General features: G+C 63.3%; 19 protein-coding genes. 2 read left to right on the top strand and 17 right to left on the bottom strand.

Annotated features, from left to right (window positions below; genetic code table 11):
* Positions 1–73: 73 nt before the first annotated feature.
* The 4 genes from AC1DSZ_RS19065 to AC1DSZ_RS19050 all read right to left on the bottom strand — a co-directional run bounded on the left by AC1DSZ_RS19065 (position 74) and on the right by AC1DSZ_RS19050 (position 2994).
* Positions 74–694 (bottom strand): hypothetical protein, encoded by a 621-nt coding sequence (locus tag AC1DSZ_RS19065; protein ID WP_476839935.1) that lies wholly within the window; start codon positions 692–694, stop codon positions 74–76.
* Positions 691–1062, bottom strand: coding sequence for a hypothetical protein (locus AC1DSZ_RS19060; RefSeq protein ID WP_476839934.1), 372 nt, complete (start codon positions 1060–1062; stop codon positions 691–693). The genes AC1DSZ_RS19065 and AC1DSZ_RS19060 overlap by 4 nt, the downstream gene beginning before the upstream one ends.
* 1014 nt (positions 1063–2076) lie before the next feature.
* On the bottom strand, positions 2077–2619 hold the full coding sequence (locus AC1DSZ_RS19055) for an HD domain-containing protein (protein ID WP_476839933.1): 543 nt from the start codon (positions 2617–2619) through the stop codon (positions 2077–2079).
* 63 nt (positions 2620–2682) lie between these two features.
* The gene (locus tag AC1DSZ_RS19050; RefSeq protein ID WP_476839932.1) at positions 2683–2994 is read right to left on the bottom strand and encodes a hypothetical protein; all 312 of its coding nucleotides are present in this window, start codon (positions 2992–2994) and stop codon (positions 2683–2685) included.
* Between the two features lie 136 nt (positions 2995–3130).
* On the opposite strand from AC1DSZ_RS19050, the gene AC1DSZ_RS19045 reads away from it, so the two are divergent.
* Positions 3131–5380 carry a DEAD/DEAH box helicase family protein gene (locus tag AC1DSZ_RS19045; protein ID WP_476839931.1) on the top strand — a complete coding sequence of 750 codons (2250 nt, stop codon included), beginning with the start codon at positions 3131–3133 and terminating at the stop codon, positions 5378–5380.
* Between the two features lie 467 nt (positions 5381–5847).
* Positions 5848–6177: a hypothetical protein gene (locus tag AC1DSZ_RS19040; RefSeq protein WP_476839930.1), complete on the top strand. Its 330-nt coding sequence runs from the start codon at positions 5848–5850 to the stop codon at positions 6175–6177.
* 304 nt (positions 6178–6481) lie between these two features.
* Here the strand turns inward: AC1DSZ_RS19040 and AC1DSZ_RS19035 are convergent, their stop codons facing one another.
* The 13 genes from AC1DSZ_RS19035 to AC1DSZ_RS18975 form a co-directional block, all read right to left on the bottom strand.
* Complete coding sequence (locus AC1DSZ_RS19035) at positions 6482–6589, bottom strand: hypothetical protein (protein ID WP_476839929.1); 108 nt, start codon at positions 6587–6589, stop codon at positions 6482–6484.
* 720 nt (positions 6590–7309) lie between these two features.
* A complete protein-coding gene (locus AC1DSZ_RS19030) occupies positions 7310–8947 on the bottom strand; it encodes a thiamine pyrophosphate-binding protein (protein ID WP_476839928.1) in 1638 nt (545 codons plus the stop codon).
* Between the two features lie 57 nt (positions 8948–9004).
* A complete protein-coding gene (locus AC1DSZ_RS19025; protein ID WP_476839927.1) occupies positions 9005–9505 on the bottom strand; it encodes a heme-degrading domain-containing protein in 501 nt (166 codons plus the stop codon).
* The gene (locus AC1DSZ_RS19020; RefSeq protein WP_476839926.1) at positions 9502–11106 is read right to left on the bottom strand and encodes a thiamine pyrophosphate-binding protein; all 1605 of its coding nucleotides are present in this window, start codon (positions 11104–11106) and stop codon (positions 9502–9504) included. The genes AC1DSZ_RS19025 and AC1DSZ_RS19020 overlap by 4 nt, the downstream gene beginning before the upstream one ends.
* On the bottom strand, positions 11103–12008 hold the full coding sequence (locus AC1DSZ_RS19015; protein ID WP_476839925.1) for a carbohydrate ABC transporter permease: 906 nt from the start codon (positions 12006–12008) through the stop codon (positions 11103–11105). Before AC1DSZ_RS19015 ends, AC1DSZ_RS19020 begins: the two co-directional genes overlap by 4 nt.
* A 74-nt stretch (positions 12009–12082) precedes the next feature.
* The gene (locus tag AC1DSZ_RS19010) at positions 12083–13381 is read right to left on the bottom strand and encodes an ABC transporter substrate-binding protein (protein ID WP_476839924.1); all 1299 of its coding nucleotides are present in this window, start codon (positions 13379–13381) and stop codon (positions 12083–12085) included.
* A gap of 73 nt (positions 13382–13454) precedes the next feature.
* Entirely contained in the window at positions 13455–14345 is an 891-nt protein-coding gene (locus AC1DSZ_RS19005; protein ID WP_476839923.1) for a carbohydrate ABC transporter permease, read from the bottom strand.
* Between the two features lie 39 nt (positions 14346–14384).
* Positions 14385–15176, bottom strand: a complete 792-nt coding sequence (locus tag AC1DSZ_RS19000) for an enoyl-CoA hydratase/isomerase family protein (protein ID WP_476839922.1) — start codon at positions 15174–15176, stop codon at positions 14385–14387.
* An 18-nt stretch (positions 15177–15194) separates the two neighbouring features.
* Entirely contained in the window at positions 15195–15923 is a 729-nt protein-coding gene (locus tag AC1DSZ_RS18995; protein ID WP_476839921.1) for an SDR family NAD(P)-dependent oxidoreductase, read from the bottom strand.
* Positions 15920–16366: a MaoC/PaaZ C-terminal domain-containing protein gene (locus AC1DSZ_RS18990; RefSeq protein ID WP_476839920.1), complete on the bottom strand. Its 447-nt coding sequence runs from the start codon at positions 16364–16366 to the stop codon at positions 15920–15922. Before AC1DSZ_RS18990 ends, AC1DSZ_RS18995 begins: the two co-directional genes overlap by 4 nt.
* Before the next feature lie 56 nt (positions 16367–16422).
* Positions 16423–17388 carry a dihydrodipicolinate synthase family protein gene (locus tag AC1DSZ_RS18985; protein WP_476839919.1) on the bottom strand — a complete coding sequence of 322 codons (966 nt, stop codon included), beginning with the start codon at positions 17386–17388 and terminating at the stop codon, positions 16423–16425.
* Positions 17389–17731: 343 nt separating this feature from the next.
* Entirely contained in the window at positions 17732–18595 is an 864-nt protein-coding gene (locus tag AC1DSZ_RS18980) for an aldo/keto reductase (RefSeq protein ID WP_476839918.1), read from the bottom strand.
* Positions 18592–19674: an amidohydrolase family protein gene (locus tag AC1DSZ_RS18975; protein WP_476839917.1), complete on the bottom strand. Its 1083-nt coding sequence runs from the start codon at positions 19672–19674 to the stop codon at positions 18592–18594. The genes AC1DSZ_RS18980 and AC1DSZ_RS18975 overlap by 4 nt, the downstream gene beginning before the upstream one ends.
* Between the last annotated feature and the right edge of the window lie 22 nt (positions 19675–19696).

Below are 19696 nucleotides of genomic sequence, written 5' to 3'. Positions count from 1 at the left end.
GTTCCTTTCCGCTCGGTTTAGACGAGCAGATTTGCGAAAGAGCTCGAAAGGGACGGTTCGATTTCAGCGTCGACTAGTGGAGCGCCGCGCTGCCATCGCCGAAACCCAGGAAGTCGATTGGCCGGATCTGGCCCTGGCCACACTGAGGAATCTCGGCAGTATTGGTGTGCGTCACGAGGTGAAGTGCTATGTCCCAAGGTAACGCGCGGATGTCGTAGACGGCGAAAATGAGCCGACCAACTTTGAACGCACCTACGGTCAGAATTCCCTTCTGGAATTCTTCACAGCACATCTTCATTGCATGTGTAATCGAAACGAAAACCTCAAACGACAATGCTGGTACGTGATAGATCTCCGAACCATCTTCATTGAGCACGAGGATGTCGCACCAGACCGTTGGAATCATGAACATTCCCGCCTCAGGCTTAGGATTGAAGCCCACGAGATCGCTAAACGCCTTCCGAAAAGCTATGTTCTGCGGCGACTGTGACCAAATGCCAGGGCCGCTTTCGGCCTGATCGGCGATTTTCAGGAGGTCACGAGCAGCTACCTCAACCAGAGGGCTATCCCGGCGACGGATGAAATTCTCAACCGCCCGTTCCTCAGCTTTCCATCCGATCCCAAACTTCACCGACGCAGCTTGCACAGAACTGATTGTGACCGGAAAAGTCAGAATAGATACCTTCGGAGTCATAGCTTAACCTTTTGAAAGAGAGGGTGGGAACGAATGATCTTCTTGGCCGCTCGCATTCCGCCAAGACAGTCCAAATAGCGTCCATGGTGGAATATACCGATCATTCCAGCCTTGATGGGCTGCGAATAGGCAACCATTCCCCCACGGAGATCGTCATATCGGGCAGCCATCTCCTGGTAGGCTTCGAGCGGGTACCCTTCTGTCTGAAAGATGGCGGTCAGATTTGGACCATTCACTTCAGACGAGAGCAGTTTCACGGTGATCGGGCGATGACCGAAACATCCGAACGAGAGATCGCCCGCTACGCCTAAGAGTTTTGATGTGAGGTCAGACAGATGGTTCGTCGAGAGTTCGAGCAGTTGGAGCATCTGTAAGGACCTTTCTTTCGAGAATAGTTGAGGCCGTTGGTTACTTCGGCTTAGGCGGTAGCACCTCGAAGCATGCTCCGCGCAATACGAGAAGCATTCCGTTGTGGCGCTTGTGCATCCAGACTTCCTTATTCAAGCGCTGTCCCACGTAATTTGTGGTCACGGGTTTTCTTGTTGGCCCCAAAAAGGCGAATAGCTCCGCCGTCGACGACTTTGTTTGCCGTCGTGACGCTTGAGTTGTCGCGCTGTGACCGAGCGCGCGCGACGTTTCGGTAGCGATATAGCCCGTCGTTTGCCTAGCAGCGGATCTAGGGTGATAGGGCGTAAATCATTATGGTACTGGTCGAGGTTGTAAGATCGCGCGCGTTGGCAAGTCGGCAAGAAATGCGGCCAGTTGTACCCGGGAAATGGATAGTCAACACAATGATAAGCAATGCAGGCGAGTCGAATACGTGTGAATCAACGCAAGCAGGCGCGTTGTCCCGACTGCGCTCGAGAGCCACAGCTTCCGAAATCTGCGCCGGGAGCGTTGACGCTGTAAGGAGCGCAATGACGTACAGAAATACCAAGACGGTGATGAACATATACGACGCTCCGTTCCCGGTGGAATAGGTGGGGACGAACAGCCAGTCACGGCTGTGCCATTCTGTTGGATAGGCTGCCCCGGAACCACGTCCCTGAAGCATGATCATTCTATTCTACGATCGGGAAGGAGATGTCAAGCAGAAAAGCGGACCCGCCCGAAGTATTTTGTCCGAAGCGGTGGCTGATATGCATGTAATTTTGTGATTAAATTCGAAAACTGCAATGAAGACGGCATTTCAAATCGCGTGGTAACTTCAACAAGATTGACGAGAATTTGGCAAGGTGTTGTGGTCGTAAAGATAAACAGGTTATTACAGAACGCAAAATACGAATATCAAAGCGGGCGGCAACGTGACAAAGGAAATCTTCGTGATCAATCAGAAAGCGAGAGTGATCTCGCTTTTTGACGAAATCCGTGTGTTGACAAAGTCAGCTATGGAGGCGGCCCCTTGTCACCTCACAAGCTTCTGCGAACTTGGCAGATAACACCGGATCAAGGACCGGCAACCTTGCTACAACCGCGTTCGCCCACTCCACATACTCCATCAGCCGCTCCTTGCTCCAGTCTTGCGGGGGCGAGTTGGCTAGGGACATCACGTTGCTGATCTTGTCAGCCATGGTGAGCAGTGCGGCTCGCGGTGACTTCTGCGGAGCGTTCTCGATTTGCAATTGTTTTCGGACGTCTTTGGCAAGCGACTTGTCGTCGGACAACTCTGTTACAAGTTCAGCGACGTCCTGACCGAACAATGTCGAAAGCGTATCGCGGCTGACTTCAGCGTCCTCGATCGCGTCGTGACAGAGCGCTGCGATCACCAGGTTTGTGTCGTTTCCATCGGTTGCTTCCGCAACAAGCTGCGCCACGTGCAGCAGATGGATCATGTACGGTTCTTGGGCGGCTCCCTTTCGACGCTGGCCGTCGTGCCATTGGCAAACCCGTTCGGCCGCCATCAATATGCGTGCGGTGTCATTCATGCTTCTTCTCCTATGAATCTTAGATGTGGTCGAGCAGGCCAGCTTCAATTGGACGTCGTCCGATCACGTTACCCAAAGGGGCAGATCTGGAAGGCTCGAAAACGAGTAGCGGTCACTGGTGATACCCGCAGAGGCCAGGTGCTTGAGAAGCGCGTCGATCGTGGCAATCTCTTCAGCTGACCAGGTGGCATCCAAGCCTGCCCTGTCAATTGAACCGTAAAGAGTGCACGTTCGTTCCGCGTCGGAGAGCAGACCCTCCCGGACGTCATCCCGAATCTCGATCGCCGCGCGCGCTGTAAAGATCGTTGTTGCGGCGCTAAGGATTGCAAGCAGCGCGAAGAATGCTGCGGGCTGGAGTTTATGCAGATCGTTCATTATTGCCTCGTAAGCTCGGTCATGAAAAAGACATTGTAAGTTGCTAGAGTCAGAAATCGGCCGGAATTGCCGTTTCCCCATATTTAGCTTGTCAACACAGGGCGTTTGGCCCTTGTCGTCGATTTCGGAGTAGTCATTGAAAATCATGTATTGCAGTGCGCCTCTTGGCGCAGGCAAGACGCATGGCATCTGCAAGAAGGCCATTGAGCTTGCCACCCTGACCGATCGCAAGGTCATCATAGCCCAACCCACAACCCGCCTTGTTGAGCAGACGTTCGTGTCCGAGCTTGGCAACTTTTCCACTGGCGTGCCGATCACCCGCATTCACAGCCAGCAGCCTGAGTTCCACGGCCAGAAGGTGTCGAAGCGCATCATCAGCCACCTGTCGAACACGGAGCCAGGAGGGGAGGTGGTCCTGGTCACGCACGAGGCGCTGCTGCGTCTACCCGTGCATGTGTTCAAGTCGCCCTGGCACCTTTTCGTAGACGAGATCCCGGCCCCAGACAATCCGCACAACATCCAGCTGCCTGACACGCACCGGTTGATCACTGACCACGTCCGGCCCGTGCCGTTCAGCGTGGAAATGACGGAGCTGCAGATCGGCAACTACACGGAGGTTGTGCGCATCGCCAGCAATCGCCAGAAAGATCGACTGCTTGAACAGCTAAGCGACCTTGCTAACGACATCCTGAATCCTCATCGGGTGACAATCGCCAAGACGGAGCACTTCTACGGGCTACTGAACGGCAACGAGCGTCACCGCAAGCTGATCGCGTCGTCGTTCCTGATGCCGTCCAGTTTGCGGGCTTTCGCGTCTGTGACTCTTTGCGGCGCAAACTTTGAAGACACGCTGCTGCACAAGCTGTGGTCTCGCAAGGGCGTCGAGTTCGTGCCTGTCCCCATGGACCTGCGTTATGACAAGCACGATGGGTCGAACGTCACGATCTATCACCTTGGCCTGCCGACCTGGTCCAAGAAGCGTGGCGAGGTCTTGTCCGAGGGCACACCCACCCTTGCCAAGGTCGTGGACGTCATCAAGGGATTCCGACCAGACGGCGGCTTCGCCTGGATGGCCAACGAAAGCGTCGCAAACACAACCTTTTCAGACATCCCGGGTGTCAGCCGGCTTCCGTCGGTGTCAAAAGGATTGAACACCTTCCAGTCGTTCAACACGGTGGTGTGCCTTGGGGCATATCATCCGGCGCCGGCCGCCTTCGGGCACTGGGCTGCAATGGGCGTGAGCCGCGACGAGGTGAAGACGGCTGTCCACCGTGAGGTGATCTATCAGGCGTCCGGTCGCGGTGGCACACGGATCCCAAACAATCCCGAACCCCAGGCCATTGTGGTCGTCGATAAGCCGACAGCTGAGTGGCTGTCCGAGAAGTATGCGGGATCGAAGCTGTGTCTGATTGATGGTATCGAGGTCAAGCCGCAAAAGCGGGCAGGGCGGCCTGCTGTTCATGAAAATGCGGCAGCGAAGCAGCGGGAGTATCGTCGGAACAAACGGGAAGCCAAGAATCCGAACACTACGGAGCGTTACGAAAGTACTATTAGAATTAGCAATAACGTAACGGCGTTGGCGACTCTCTTCAACGACCTCTATGGGAATGCGATTCAAACACTGTCGTGTTCGGATTTTGGCGAGTTCGCAGCGTTCCTGAAGGAGATGTCACACCGAAAGATCGGTCGGAAGGAGGACGCGGGCGTTTTCAGTCCAGCCATTTTCGACGAAGCTGGAAAGAAGCGTGCCAACGTCCTCTTCAGCAACATCGTCGTGCTGGACAATGATGGGGGAGGGATCGGCCCTGACGAGTTTGCGGCCAAATTCCCGACGTTGGAAATGGTGATCTGCAGCACATTCAGCAGCACGCCCGAGCGCCTACGGTGGCGGTGTGTCATCCCGCTCAGCCGTCCTGTTCAGAGTGGGGAGTACATCCGGATCACTGGCCGGCTTTTCGATTTGTTGCGTGACGTGGAGCACGGCTTCGACATGACCAAACGCCAGCCCGAGAACATGTTCTTTCTGCCGTCCTCGCCGAGCTGCGACATTGGCCGGTTCGTTTTTCACGAGTGTCAGGGCTGCCGAGCTGCTCTGAAGGTCGATCTCTGGATTGCAGATGCGCCAGACAATTCAGCCCCGATCCGGCTGGCGGACCCGGTCACGCCAACAGACGAGCACGGCGTGAGTGCCGCAATTTTCGCTTGGCGCGCTGGACGCCATATCCCTGGTCAAGGGAACGCGCTGATCTACAAACTTGGCGTTCAACTCAGAAAAGCCGGCCTGCCAGACGACGAAGCTTACGAGCTAGCGGTGGGCGAGGCTGAAGAAGCGAACCATCCCGAAGAGCGCGTCCGTGACGTCCGGCGCTTCTTCGGACGACAGTGACAAGCTGGTAGCGCGGCGTGCGCAGCAATGTTGCGAAGCTGGCCATCATGGTGCAGCACGTCGAGGACATGACGCCCCAGCGAAATCCGAGGTGGCGTGCAATGCCGCGGACGGGCTCCACTTCGCTCATCTGAGCTTCGGCGCCCAAGCTGAAGCCCGCCACCAACGCGCAGGAGCTGGCCGCCTATGAGGCGGTGGCGACGGTGTGTGCGACGAACCCCGAGAAGTACGCCACTGGCATGGTCGCGATGCTCGCGGCCGTGAACGCCTACAAGCTGAACGCAGCGACATCCAAAGCCCTGGCGGCAGCAAGCCAGGCGCGTGACGATGGATGGCGAGCCCGATCCGAAGGTTCTCCTTCTCGACAGCAAGGTCACGGGACGCGAGCGCCAGGTTGACGACCTGGACAAGACCACGGCGCGGGACTGGCTGACATCCGCGCCGACACTCACCAGCAGCTCACCGCCATGCGGACCGAGAACACGGGTGAGTTCCGCGCCAACACGGGCGCGATCGCCGAACTCCAGAAGACGATCGCCGGGAGCGCCGGCATCAAGGGCGCGCAGATCTGGCCCGCGATCGGCGTAATGACCGCCGTTCTCGCGTTGGTTGGCGGCGCCCTCTACTGGCCGATCAAGGACAACACGGTCGAGCTGCTGACCAACGCCAAGGATCATCGGAAGAATATGGTCCCGCGCGCCGAGCACGTCGAGAAGTGGCGGCAATACGACCGCGACGCCGACCGCATCGAGCGGCGGGTGGAGCGGCTGGAGCTGCGGCTGCAACCCAAGGACTGAAACCCCGCGCGCCGGGTCAAAGGCGCGCACCCCCTCTAATCTGCGAGGTCGCAATGACCAGAGTACCCGTGCCCGAGGCTGCGGTGCTGGAGGCTGTCCAGAACAGAAGCACGCGCGAGGCCGCGATCTGCCGCCCACGTGGTCTCGTAGCCGAGATCATGCAGCCAACTGACTCGAGAACTGGCCCACCTCGGGATTGTCCTCGACAGCGAGTATCCGCTGCCCCAGGCCGGACGACAGGCTGCCTTGCGCTCCTGTAAGATCTAAGGTTTTTGACGGTAGCGCTGCGACGAGCGGCAAGACCTTAAAGGTTGCCCCCCCGACCCACCTCGCTCTCCACGACAACGTCGCCGCCCGACTGCTTAACGAACCCGTACACCTGTGAGAGCCCCAGGCCTGTGCCCTTGCCCACCTCCTTGGTGGTGAAGAAGGGCTCAAAATTTTGGTTCAGCTGCTCGGGGTCTATCCCGGCCCAGCGTCAGTGACCGCCAGCTCCATATGGGGCCCGGTTTCCCCGCGTGCCCGTTCAACGCTGGCAGTTTGGGCACGGTGCGCACGGCGATGGCGAGGGTACCCTGGCCATCCATCGCATCGCGGGCGTTCACGGCCATGTTCACCAGCGCCGTCTCGAACTGGCTCGGATCCGCCTCAACGAAGCACGGCTGACAGTCAACGTCCTCCACCAGCTTAACGCGAGAGCCGACGATCGTACGAAGCATGTCGGCGATGGCCTCGATCCTTTCGCGGACGTCGAATACCTCGGGCTTGAGTGCCTGGTGGCGAGCAAAAGCGAGGAGCTGCCCGCTTTGAAGCCCTGTCCACAGTCTCCGAGATCGCATCCACGTAGCGCCGACGCCGGTCTGCCTGCAGGTCCGGCCTGCGCAACAGGTCGGAAAGTCGATCGAGGCATGCTCGTGAACATACTCGCGTTGACGCCGCCGAAGCCAAACTCGTCCGAAGGCTTGCTCTATGGCCATCGGCGTTGCGGGCAAGACGAGGTTCAGACCAGCCGCACTTGCTTCTGAACGGCAGAGGTTGACGGCGGACGGCGCAATTCGACGGCAAGTTGAGAGGGTGAAACGTCGTTGGCTGTCACGTCACGCCGGGGCGTGAGGTCAGGCGCTCTGCGTTCTCAGTGGGGAATCGCGGGGATCTGGTCTGGATCGAGCTTCAAGTCGATGATCACGGGGCGATCACGGTCGCGGATCAGAGCGACTGCTCGGTCTAGGTCGGCGATGTTGCGTACCGTCAACCCGCGGGCTCCCAGCGCATCGGCCACGGGGCCGAAATCGGGCCAGTCGAACAGCGACAGCGCAGGGTCCATGTTCCGATCCCGGAACTGGATGTGCTCCGCGCCGTAGCCTCCGTCGTTGCAGATCACGACAACGAGATCGAGTTGGTTGCGCACCGCCGTGTTGAACTCGCTCAAGCCGCTGAAAGCGAAGCCGCCGTCGCCGGTGACGAGCAGGACGGGGCGGTCCCGGTCCGCGAAGGCCGAGCCGATCGCCTGGGACATGCCCAGCCCGATCGAGCCGAAATTGACCGTGTGGACGAAATGCCGGGGATCGTCGACGGTGATGCATCGCCAGGCTTCGGGTGCAAATCGACCACCGTCGAGGACAACCGTTCGCCGCTCCGCCAAGGCTCCGTCGAGCGTCTGGAGCGCATGCCGGATCTCCACGGTGTCGCGCCGCGACGTCGGCATCGGGCTTGGCTCGATCCGCTGCCGGGCGATTTTTTCCGCCATCTCCTGATTGCGAAACATCGAGCCCGGCAAGTCGAGCTCCTCGACCCAATCCAGGATCTTCTCGGCGGTGAGGCCAGGATCGCCATGGAGGGCGACATCCACGGGCGCGAACTGCCCGAGCGCGCTGCGCTCGGCATGAACCTGGACGATCCGCTTGCCGCGCAGAAAGGATCGGTGCGCCGTCGTGAACTTGTTCAGCCCGGCGCCGAACGCGACGATGCAATCGGCGGCGGAGAGGATTTCGCTCGCAAGGTCTGAGCTCAGCGTGCCGCAGACGCCGAGATCATAGACTTCGCCGCGGAACAACGCTTTCGCCTTGAGGGTGGTGGCCAGAGGCGCGTCGATCCGTTTCGCCAGCTTCAGCATCGCGGCCTTGGCCCGGGCATCGGTCGCCCCGCGTCCGGCGAGAACGACCGGCCGCTTGGCTTGCGCGATGATCGCCACGGCGTTCTCGAGCTCGGCGCTTTGCGGGACGACGAAGCGCCGCTCCGGGACCTTGCGTGCAACAGGCTTGTACGAGACCTCCCACTGCTGGAACTCCACCGGCATGTTGAACACGATTGGCCTGCGCTCGGAGCGGGCCCGATACAGCGCATGGCTCAGTGTCTCGACGGCCAACTCCGGTGAGCGCATCTGGATGAAATCAACGCCGGCGGCCGCCACCAGCATATGCTGGGGAACGTCTTGCGGATGCTCGGGCTCGGTAGCCGGCGTGTCGCCGGCCAGCAGGAGCAGAGGCATGCTGGCCTTCCGCGCCTCGATGAGCCCCGTCAGGGTATTCACCAGCGCGGGCCCGTGCGTGACGGTCGCCACACCGACGTCTTCGCTGACGGAGGCGTAGCCTTGCGCCATCAGGACGGCAGCAGCCTCGTGGGTCGCCGCCACGTACCGGCCGCCGCACTCGCGCTGGAAGCTGTCGGCCATGAACAGGTTGGCGTCGCCGACGAGCCCGAACATCGTGGTGACGCCGGCGTCACTCAGGCAACGCGCGAGCGCTTCGCACAGCGGCATCGATGTCGTCATTGTCTCGGTCTTTCCTGGTCGGTGGTGAGCATGTCTGAACGCGGTCCGCCTGTCAGGCTAGGAGCAGGACTGGGACGTGACGAGATCGGCCAAGTGCCGCATCGCAAGCTGATGGTCGTCAAGACTGGGCAAGCCGCTGACCGTCACGATCCCGACCAGCCCTGCGCACTGCGTGGCGATCGGGACGCCGCCGCCCGCCGCGGCGAAGTCGGCCTCCGGCAGTCGGAAGCGCGTGTTGAAGTCGTAACCGGCGTCGTCCGCGATGCGCCGGATCAGCAGCGAGCTGTGGCGAAACCGCCAGACCGTCGCCTTCTTGCGGCGGATCCAGTCGGTGTTGTCAGGCGTCGCGCCGTCGCCGGCGTAGAAAAAGACAGTGTCGAGGCCGCGCGACACGTCCACGGCCGCCGGCAAGCCTCGCGCGTTGATCTCCTGGCTGATCGCAAGTCCAAGCCGCCAGATTTCCTCGGCGCCGAAGCGGGCCAGTCGATTCACGCGCTCTTCGGACAGCAGCGCTTCGACGTCGGGCGCTGGTGAGGCGGGGGCTGCAGGCGCTGTCATGACGATCCCGGAGTGGCTGCGCTGGGCCGTGCAGGGGCCGGCGCGTGGGCAGGAGGCGAGCAGACGATTTCGAGCAACGCAGGTGAGGTGGAACCCACCACGAAGGCCTCGAGGTCCGAGAAGTTATCGCCTTCTCGCATCGCCATGGTTCGGAGCCCGAGCGCCTCTCCGACGCGAGTGAGCGGCGCGGAGCCCGGAAAGCTCGCGGGCTCGAGCGAGGCGCCCATCGCAAAAAGGTGGGGATACTCCGCACCATAGACGCCGTCGTTGATGACCACGATGAGGACGTTCGCTCCGCTGCGCGCCAGCGTGTCGAGCTCCGGGAGCGACATCATCAAGCCTCCGTCTCCGATGACCGCGATCGTGCGACGCTCCGGGCAAGCGGTCGCGGCCCCGATGGCGGCCGCGAGGGCGAGGCCCAGGCTGCCGAAGTCGGTCATGAAGATCGATTGGGAGGGGTCGTTGGCCCGGAAGTGAGGGACGGCCGCGTTGGCGTGATCGCCATGGTCGAACACGATCGACCTTTCGTCCGGCGCCATTCGGTCCAGCGCGGCGTAGACCGGAATGGGCCAGTGCTGGGTGTTTGTCTGAGGCTGCTCCGAATCCAGCCGCCAGGGAGCCAGCGCCGAACCCTCTGTCGCCGATGCGGCCTCGAGCGCAGCGAGAATCGCCACCGGGTCTCCCGCGAGCGCGATGGCGACGTCGATCGAGGCTGGCGCTTGCGGATCCGTGTCGAGGCGGATTACCCGGGCGGAGGCCAGCAGCGTCCCGTGTTCGGTCGTGTAGCCGTTCAGGCTCGCCCCGACCACGAGAGCGGCGTCGCACGCGTGGCAAGCCGCCCAGCTTTCGGAGCGGGCGAGCCCTCCAATGATGCCCACGTCGCCGTCGACGCCGTGGAAGAAGCCCTTGGCGGCGAGCGACGTGCCGAACCGGGCGCCGCGAGCCCGGCCAAAGGCGACCAGGTGGTCGCGCAGGCCGGACCGAACGGCTCCGCGACCCGCCACCACCATCAACCGCTTGGCGTCCCTGAGCAGCGACGCCGCCCGAGCGACGCTTGCCTGATCGGGCGGGACCGGGGCGCTTTCCGGAACGGCGACCGCCGGCCGCGCGGTGGCGGGCAGGGAGGTCGCCTCGGCCGGCAGGTCGAGCACGACGGCGCCGCTCGACGCGAGCCGCAACGCCTCGCGCGTGGCGGCGGCCCAATCTCCATCCGGCGCCGGCGAAACGATGGGCACGCCCAGCGCCGCTGCGAGCTTGGCATGGTCCAGGCGCTGTGTGCTGCGATGCGTGTAGCCCATCGCGCTGCCGGTGATCAGGACGAGCGGAGTCGCCGCTCGGCGCGCGGTGACGAGCGCCGTGAGCGCGTTGGTGAAACCCGGGCCGTGCGTCACCGTGGCGATACCGATCGCACCGCCGGCCCGCGCATAACCGTCTGCGGCGGCCACGGCGGCGTTTTCGTGCCGGACGCTGACATAGCGGGCGCCACAGCGGTCCACCATGTCGGCGATGAACGCCATGTTGCCGTTGCCCATCAGGCCAAACAGCGTGGTGACGCCGTTTTCGACGAGGATGTTCGATACAGCCTGAACGTTGGTGGTCATGTCAGGGCCGAGCGCATTTCGCGACGGACATAGAAGTAGGAAAAGATCGAGACCAGCGCGATCGCGACGATGGACAGGGCAGAGGCCAGGCCGATCTTGCCATCCGAAAATCCCGCATTGTAGATCGTCATCGACAGGATCTCGGTCGAGCCTTGCGGCCCGCCGCCGGTCAGCACGAACACGAGATCGAAGATCACCAGGGTCCAGGCGGCCAGGATCGTCCCGGACGCCCAGAGCACCGGCTTGAGCAACGGCAACTTGATGTAGACGAGCCGCTGCCAAGGCGTGGCCCCATCGATGTAGGCGGCTTCCTCGACTTCGCTTGGAATGGCCTGCAGGCCGGCCAGCACGGCGAGGAAGATAAAGGGCGCGCCCTTCCAGATGCGTACCGCGATCACCGACCAAATGGCGTTGTCGGTGGAGAAGAAGTTGATCGGCGCGCTGGTCAGGCCCGCGGTGGTCAGCATGCTGTTGACGATGCCCCACCCCGGATGCAGGGCGAATTTCCACATCGTCGCCGCGATCGAGTCCGGAAAGATCCAAGGCAGGGTGAAGAGCACGCGAAAGATCGCCCGGCCAAAGATCGGCTTGTCCAGGAGGAGCGCCATGGCCACGCCGACGACGATCGAGCCGGCCACGCCAGCGACGAGCCAGAGCATGGTGCGGGCCAGCACGACGCCGAACCCGGGCGTCAGCAGCGAGCGGTAGTTGTCGAGGCCGATCCAGTCGCCCGTGCCGGTGATCAGGCGGGCGTTGGTCAAGGAGTAACGTACCGCGTCGAGCAGGGGCACGACGTAGACCACCGCCAGCACGAGAACCGCCGGGAGGATGTAGAGATAGGGTCGCCACGCCAAGCGGCGACGGCGCGGCGCCCCAACCTCGACATGTGTTGCGCTTGTCATGCCTTGTCCTTCGGCAGAGAGGGCCTGCGGCGCCGCCTGTGGGTTTCAAATGCGCACGCGGCTGCGCGGCGCTGCTAGTTCCAGCCCTGAGCCTTCGCCAGCGTCTTGAGCGCTTCGGACCCTGTCGCCTTGCCGAGCAGCACGCTCTGGACGGCGTTGGGGATCGTGGTCTCCACCAGGCTCATGTTCGACACGCCGGGTTTGGCCGGGACGCTGGCGTTTGCGGCCGCTGCGGCGAGAGCTTGCCAGGGCTGCTTGGAGAAGGTCTCCGAGTTCAGCACGCTCGTGCGCACCGGGACGACGCCGTAGCCTTGGGCGTGCGCGAGCATGTTTTCCGGGCGCGACAGGAACTCGACCAGCTTCAGCGCCAGGACGGGCTGCTTGGTCTGGGCCGATATGTTGTAGCAGCTGACGTTGAGCGAGGTGGCGCCGGGCTTGTCGGGGCCAGGGAGGCGGGTGGTGCGGAAGGCGCTGTCCGGCGATGAAATATCGACGGCCTGCTTCAGCGCGCCGATCGCCCAAGGTCCGTCGATCGTCATCCCGACCTTGCCGTCGCGCAGCAGGGAGCGCGTGTCGGCGCGATTGTAGGAGTCGATGCTGACCTGGGTCTGACCGCCGGCGACCAGCGAGCGCATGAAATCGAGGCTCGACGCGACGCCGTCATCGGTTTTCACCGCCTTCTTGGCTTCATCCCAATACCAGGCGCCATTGGTCCGGCTGGCCACGAAGGCGCTGAACAGATCCATGAGGTCGTTGCGGGCGAAGCCGTTCATGCCAAAGCCGTCGACGCCGGCCTTCTGCTTGATCGTCTTGGCGGCGGCTACAAACTCGTCCCAGGTCTTCGGCGGGTTGTCGGGGTCGAGGCCGGCGGCCTTGAACACCTTGACGTTGTACCAGAGCACCAGCGCCCCCGCATTCGCCGGCACGCCATACAGCTGGCCGCCGGCGCTGGCGCAGGGGAAGCTCCACATCGAGGCTGGCACGTCCTTGACGAGGTCATTGCTGAGCTTGCCGTCGATGCGCAAAAAAGCGCCGTCGACCGCCATCGTGGCGGACAGGCTGTCGGGCGGCGCCGTCACGTCCGGCAGCTGCCCGGTGGCGGCCATTAAAGGGAAGCGCCGATTGGCTTCGTCGAAGCCCATCGGCATGCTCTGAACCGTCACGCCGGGATTCTCGGCTTCAAATGCGCGCAGGATGGGGTCGAACACCTTGGCGACCGTCGCGCTGTCGCCGGCGCGCACGAAGGTCAGCGTGGCCTTCGACTGCGCCTGCGCCGGCAAGGTTGCGGCGATGCTCGCCGCCACACAGGCGGCTAGACCGGCCGCGAGGCGGGCTCGGCGGCGCGAAGCGCGGCTTGATCCGGTGAAAGCCATGGTCTTTCCTCCGCTTTTCGACGTTCCGTTGCACGCGGCGCGTGTCGACGCCTTGGTAATAGATCTGCACGTTTTATTTAACCGCGCCTGCCGTCAGTCCGCCGATCAACTGCCTTTGAGCGATCAGGAACACGGCGATTGGCGGGATGGAGGCGATGATCGAGGCGGCCATGACGAATTGCCAGGGCGTGTAGCTGTCGGACAGCAGCCGGAAGACGCCCACCGTCACGGGCGTTTTCTCGTCTGAGCTGGTCAGGATCAGCGGGATCAGGAAGGTCTGCCAGGACGTGAAGAACACCAGCGCGAAGGTGGTGAACAACGCGGGCTTGGCCGAGGGCAGCACGATCCAGACCATAGCCTGCAACTGGTTGCAGCCATCGACCATCGCGGCCTCCTCCATGTCGCGCGGAATGCCGTCCAGGTAGCTCTTCAGGAACATGATCGGGAAGGCGAGGTGAACGCCCATGATCACGATCCAGATGCCCACGTAGCTGTCGAACAGCCCGACCGCGCGGATCAGCGTGAACAGCGGAATGGCGAGCACGATCAGCGGGATGACCTGGCTGACGAGCAGCCCGTAGAGCAGCGCCTTCTTGCCGCGGAACTGCAGCCGCGACAGCGCATAGGCGGCGAGCGTGCCGATCACCACGCATCCGAGCGCCGAGCTCAGGGCGTAGATCAGCGTCGCGAACATGTACTGCGCCAGCGGAATTTGCCGCCACACGTCGAGATAGTTGCGCCACGCCCAGTCGCTCGGGAACAGGTCCCCGCGCCCGACATTCGGGTACTCGGTCAGCGACGTCACGATCGCCGCATAGACGGGCAGCAGCGACACGGCGCACAGCGCCGCGATCGCGAGATAGCGCAGCGTCAACGCGAGCGACCCGCTCTGTTGCACGACGCTCGACGCAGCATGGTTTGGCGGCGCCGCGTCCGGCGCGGGCGAAGTCTGGATGTCAGCCATGGACGGGCCGATCTCCGCGAAGCGCCATCGTGGCGGTCATCAGCTGTCCGCCTTCGCTCCGCGAGTCTGGCTACGCTCCGCGAAGGCGGAGAGCGCCTCGGCGCGGCCCTCCAGCGTGTAGGAAAGCGCGCCAAGCTCCTTCTCGTAGAGGAGGCCGATGTCCGAGCCGGCGCGCTCGGCCATGCGCAACGCCGCCTTTGCGAGGATGAGGGCGCCAAGTCGATGCTTGGCGACGTCGCCGGCCAGGGCTTTCGCGCTCCGGTCGAAATCGGCGTCCGGGAAAACGGAGTTGATCAAACCGCTCGACAGCGCCTCCTCGGCCGCCATGCGACGTCCGGTCAGGATCAATTCCATGGCTTTGCCCATGCCGACCAGGCGAGGCAGGATCTGCGTGCCCCCCGCGGCCGGGAACCAGCCGTGCGAGATTTCCGGGAAGCAGAACACGGCCGTGTCCGATGCAACCCGCAGGTCGCACGCCAAGGCGATCTCCAGGCCGCCACCGAATGCATAGCCGCGAATGGCTGCGATGACTGGCTTCTGGAAGGCGCGCACAATGGCGGACGGTTCCTCGACCGCCACCTCCCGCCGCTGCATCGGCGTGCGGTTGCCGATTTCCTTGAGGTCCGCGCCCGACGAGAAGGCGCGCGGCCCGGCCCCGACGATCAGGGCGCACTTCACGCTTTCATCGGCGGCGATCTGCCGGAACGCGTCGTGGAACGCCGTCCGCATAGCCTTGTTGATGGCGTTCATCTGTCTGGGACGATTGAGAGTCACGGTCGCGAGGCCGTCTTCGATGCTCAGCAGGATCGGCGGTGCGTCGGCTTCGATCATGGGAATGTGCGTCTCCGGTCATGGCGTCGCCGAAGCGCCGCCATCGACGACCAGATTGTGGCCGTTGATGAACCCTGCAGCATCGGAAGCGAGGTAAAGGGCGGCTGCCGCGACGTCGGCTGGAACGCCGAGACGCGGCGAGGGCGTCTGTGTGCGGGCGAGCTCGATCCGTTCGGCGTCGCGCGCGGTGGGGCCCAGCGTACCCGGGATGAAGCCAGGGCAGATCGCGTTCACGCGAATGCCGCGCGAACCATATTCCACGGCCAGCTGGCGCGTCAGGTTGGACAATCCCGCCTTGGAGGCGGCATAGGCCGCTCGGCCTGGGCCTCCGGCCGAAAACGCCAGTCGCGACGAAATATTGATGACCGTGCCGCCGCCGTCCTGAGACAGCATCTGGCGGATTGCGGCGCGGCAGCCATGCCAGGCGCCATTCAGGTTGGTGTCGACCACGTCGCTCCAATCCTGCGCGGGCTTCTCCACAGAGGAGCCTGGCGTCGGCTGGAGGCCGGCGTTGTTGACCATGATGTCGAGCCGACCGTGAGCTTTCGCGGCCGACGCCACGAGTGCCTCGACTTCGCCAGCGCGCCGGACATCGACCTTGCGCCAGCCGGGGCGGCCATCGCCCGCTTCCCGTCCGGCCCTGACGACGATGGCGCCAGCGCTCTCCAGAGCGTCCGCGATCGCCAGGCCAAGCCCGCTTGCGGCGCCTGTGACGATCGCGACGCGTCCGGACAGGTCGATGTTCATGACGCCGCGCTCTGCGCCGGCGGCAGGCCCTGGGCGATGTGCAGCGCGGCGAAACAGACCTCGCCACGCTGGTTGGAGCCGACCACCTCGGCGTGCGTCCGCAACGTCTCGGGAAACAGCGCCGTGATCGTGTAGGTCATCGTGACCGTGTCGCCAATGAAGACCGGACGCACGAAACGGACCTTGTCGTAGCCGTAGGACGCGCCGCGGAAACGACCTTTCTCGAAGGTCTCGCCCATCAGCGTCGAGGCCGACGACGCTAGTCCCAACATGTAGGCACCGTGCACGACGCGTCGGCCGTAAGCGGTGCCCTTGCAGTATTCCTCGTCCATGTGGTTGCGGCCGAGATCGCCGGTCAGTCCCGCGAACAGGTAGACATCGGATTCGGCGATCGTCCTGCTCGTCGAGACGCTGCTCCCGACCTCGAACATGGGCTTGGTCATCGCGCGAGTTCTTCTCCAGGGCAGTGTCCGGCCGCCTGACGCAACCGGAACTGGCTCTACGACGCGGCTTTCATTGATGGCCGCGCGCGGCCGGCAGGCAGATAGATCGGGTTGTCAAGACCATTCGCCTCGAAGCAGCGATCAATCGCCTCGCGGTCCGCTTGCGTGATCGCGGGCTGGGGCTTGCGCGCGACGCTGTTGGGCAGCACGCCCTGGCGCACCAGCACGTATTTCATGCGAACGCGGTAGTCGCGCAGCGGCGCGGACCAGCACAGCCGGGCGAGCGGGCCGAGCTTGAACCAGATGGCGTAGGCTTCGGTGATCGCGCCCTTGGACGCCAACTGCTGCATGCGCACCAGCTCGGCCGTGGCGGTGCCGGCGAAGCCGACCAGCGCGCCCGAAGCGCCGAGCAGCATGTTTTCGAGAATGAACGTGTCGTTGCCGGTCAGCACGGCAAAGTCATTCCCAATCGCCTTGACCTCGTCGACGATGGCCGAGGCCTTGTCGAAGTTGAAGGCCGCATCCTTGACGCCGATGATGTTGGGCACCTTGGCCAGCTCGGTCAGCGTGCCCGGCGGGTAGTCGGAATTCGAGGTCTGGAATGCGATGACCGGCACATCGACCGCGGCGGCGATGTCGGCGTGGTATTCCACCAGCATGTCAATCGGGATCGGCTTGGGGATGAAGGTCGGTAGGCTCGGGAAGACTACGAGGCCGTCGGCGCCGGCTTCCACCATGCGCTTGGCCGCCGCGACAGCTCCCATCGTGTAGCCTGAAAGGACGCCCGATATCACCGGGCAGGCGCCCGCAAGAACCGACTTTGTCCTGCGGATGACCTCCGACTGCTCGTCGGGGGTCAGCGAGCCGCCCTCGCTGGCTGCCATGTTCATCGCGATCGCGCGCACCCCGCCATCCGCAACCTGCGTGATATAGGCTTCATAGCTGCGCCAATCGATCGCGCCGTCCTCGTGGAACGGCAGGACCGGAGCCGCGATGACTCCCGTGACAAGATCCTTGGACATCGTTTCTTTCCTTGAGGAGACGACGCTGCTGCGCTTCGATCGATCGCCCTAGAGGTCATCAGTACCGACCCAGGGTTCGCCTTGTCAACAACCGCTTACATTTAGGTCAGAGCTCATGATCAACGGGCGCCGCCGACACGGATGCCAGGGCTCTCGGGTCACGTATACGGCTGCATGTCGCTGAATTTGGTGCAGCTACCCGCCGCAGCACTGTTTTGACGCTCTTTTCCCGCACGGCGCTCTTGGTCTACAGGCAGACCATTTGGGTGAACTAGGCGAATGCTGCGCGCTTACATTCCGACCTGCGTTAGGGCTGCGGCGCCCTTGGCGCGGCCTTCGCCGGTCAATCCCAGGCGGGCGCCAGTTCGCGGAACTCGAGGAAACTTCCGTCGGGCTGCCGCGCCCGCGGAAACGGGATCATTCGCCCCTCCGGCCGGGCAAGCGCGAAGATCGCCGCCATGTCGTCCGATGACAACGCGAAATCGAACAGTTCGATGTTCTGGCGCATGCGCTCCGGGGCGGTGCTTTTAGGGATCGCGGCCACGCCGTCCTGTTGCATCTGCCACCGCAGCGCGACCTGGGCCGGCGTTTTCCCCACCCGCGAGGCGATGTCGCTCAGCAGCGGCATGCCGAGAACCTCGCGCCGGCCGAGCGGCATGTAGGACACGAAGGCCATGCCTCTGCGGCGACAGGTTTCGATCACAGCAGTCTGGTCGAGGCCTGGGTGATATTCGCACTGGTTTGCGACGAGCGGCTCTTCGGTCAGAGCCCAGGCCTGGTCGAGCAAGGCAGTGTTGAAATTCGAGACGCCGATGTGGCGGGTCAGGCCGAGCCGGACGATCCTGTTCAGGACGCGGATCGTCTCCGGCAGGGGCGCCGAGGGGTCTGGCCAATGCAGCAGGAAGAGGTCCACCTGATCGACGCCGAGGGCCTCGAGGCTTCCCTCAGTCGTCTTGATCATGTCGGCTTCGCCAAAGCGCCCGGGCCAGACCTTCGTGGTCAGGAACAGGTCGTCGCGCGGCAGCCCCGACGCTTTGATGGCCTGCCCGACCTCCTGCTCGTTGCCATAGCTCGAGGCGCAATCGATGTGCCGGTAGCCGGTCCCAAAGGCGTGCTGCAGCGCATCGATGCAGGCCTGGCCCGGCAGGGAGCCCGTGCCGAAGCCGATCGCCGGGATCCGCGCGCCGTAAGCTTCGATAATGTTCATGCGCCGTGCCCATCTGCCGACGCACGGTCGAGCCCATAGAATTCGACCGCCGAGCGGTACAGCAGGAGGTCCTTTTCAGTTTCGGAGTAGGGCGCCGCCAGCCGCTTGAACGCGTTCCAGAGCACGCGATAGCTGACGGCCTGCTTCTCGACCGGGAAATTGCTTTCGAACATGCAGCGCTGCGGACCAAACAGCTCGATGCAGGTCTCGACGTACGGCCGCCAAAGCTCGGCGAGTTCGGGCGACGACGCCGGCCTAGGCCTCTGCGCGAGGCCGAATCCGCCACGCGGCGAGGCCATGCCGCCGAGCTTGAGGGAGACGTTCGGGCAGCGCGCGAGCTCGGCGAGATTGGTTCGCCAAGCGGCGAAAGCCTCGGCGCGCCGGCCCTCGAAGGGGCCCGTGGCGATGATGCCGCCGATGTGGTTCAGGACGATCGGGGCGTCCGGAAAGGCGCGGGCGAGGTCCGTGACCTCGGGGATTTGCGGCGTCAGCGCGGTCGCGTCGTAGGTCAGGCCGGAGTGGGCGAGGGCGGCGAACCCGGCTCGAAAGCCAGGGTCCAGCAGCATGGATTCCTGGGTGTCGAGGTCGCCATAGGCGAGTTCCGGAACAGCATGCCACCAGGTCAGGTTGCGAACGCCCTTCACGCGGCTGAAAGCCCTATGCCGATCCAGCACCGGCCGCACGGCGTCGCCCAGTCGCAAATCCACATAGGCGACGATGCCCTGGCACAGCCCTGGAGGGCCATAGGCGCCGCTGGCCATCATCGCGCCCATGCCGTTGAGGAATTCGGTTTCGCCCAGGGACCGCAGCGCGTCCCGTCCTGCGCCACGATACATGGCGCCGCCTTCCAGACCTGCGCGCAACCGCGCACCGCCCTCGACGATGACCGAGGCGCAGACGTTGTGTCCGCTCGTGACGTCGGCCAGGAATTCGTCGAACAGGTAGCGAAAGCGCGCTCCGCTCGGCATCGGGCGATCCCAGAAATGGTGATGCGGATCGCAGATCTTCCGGTCGGGGTCGATGACCTGCTCGTCATGGTGCGAGAGCCATTGCAGATCAGGAGTTCCGAGGGCGGCCATTCCGGGCTTTCAGTCCTGTATA

The sequence above is a fragment of the Alsobacter sp. P4_H11 genome (assembly GCF_056400925.1).
This window is presented reverse-complemented; position numbering and strand designations above follow the sequence as displayed.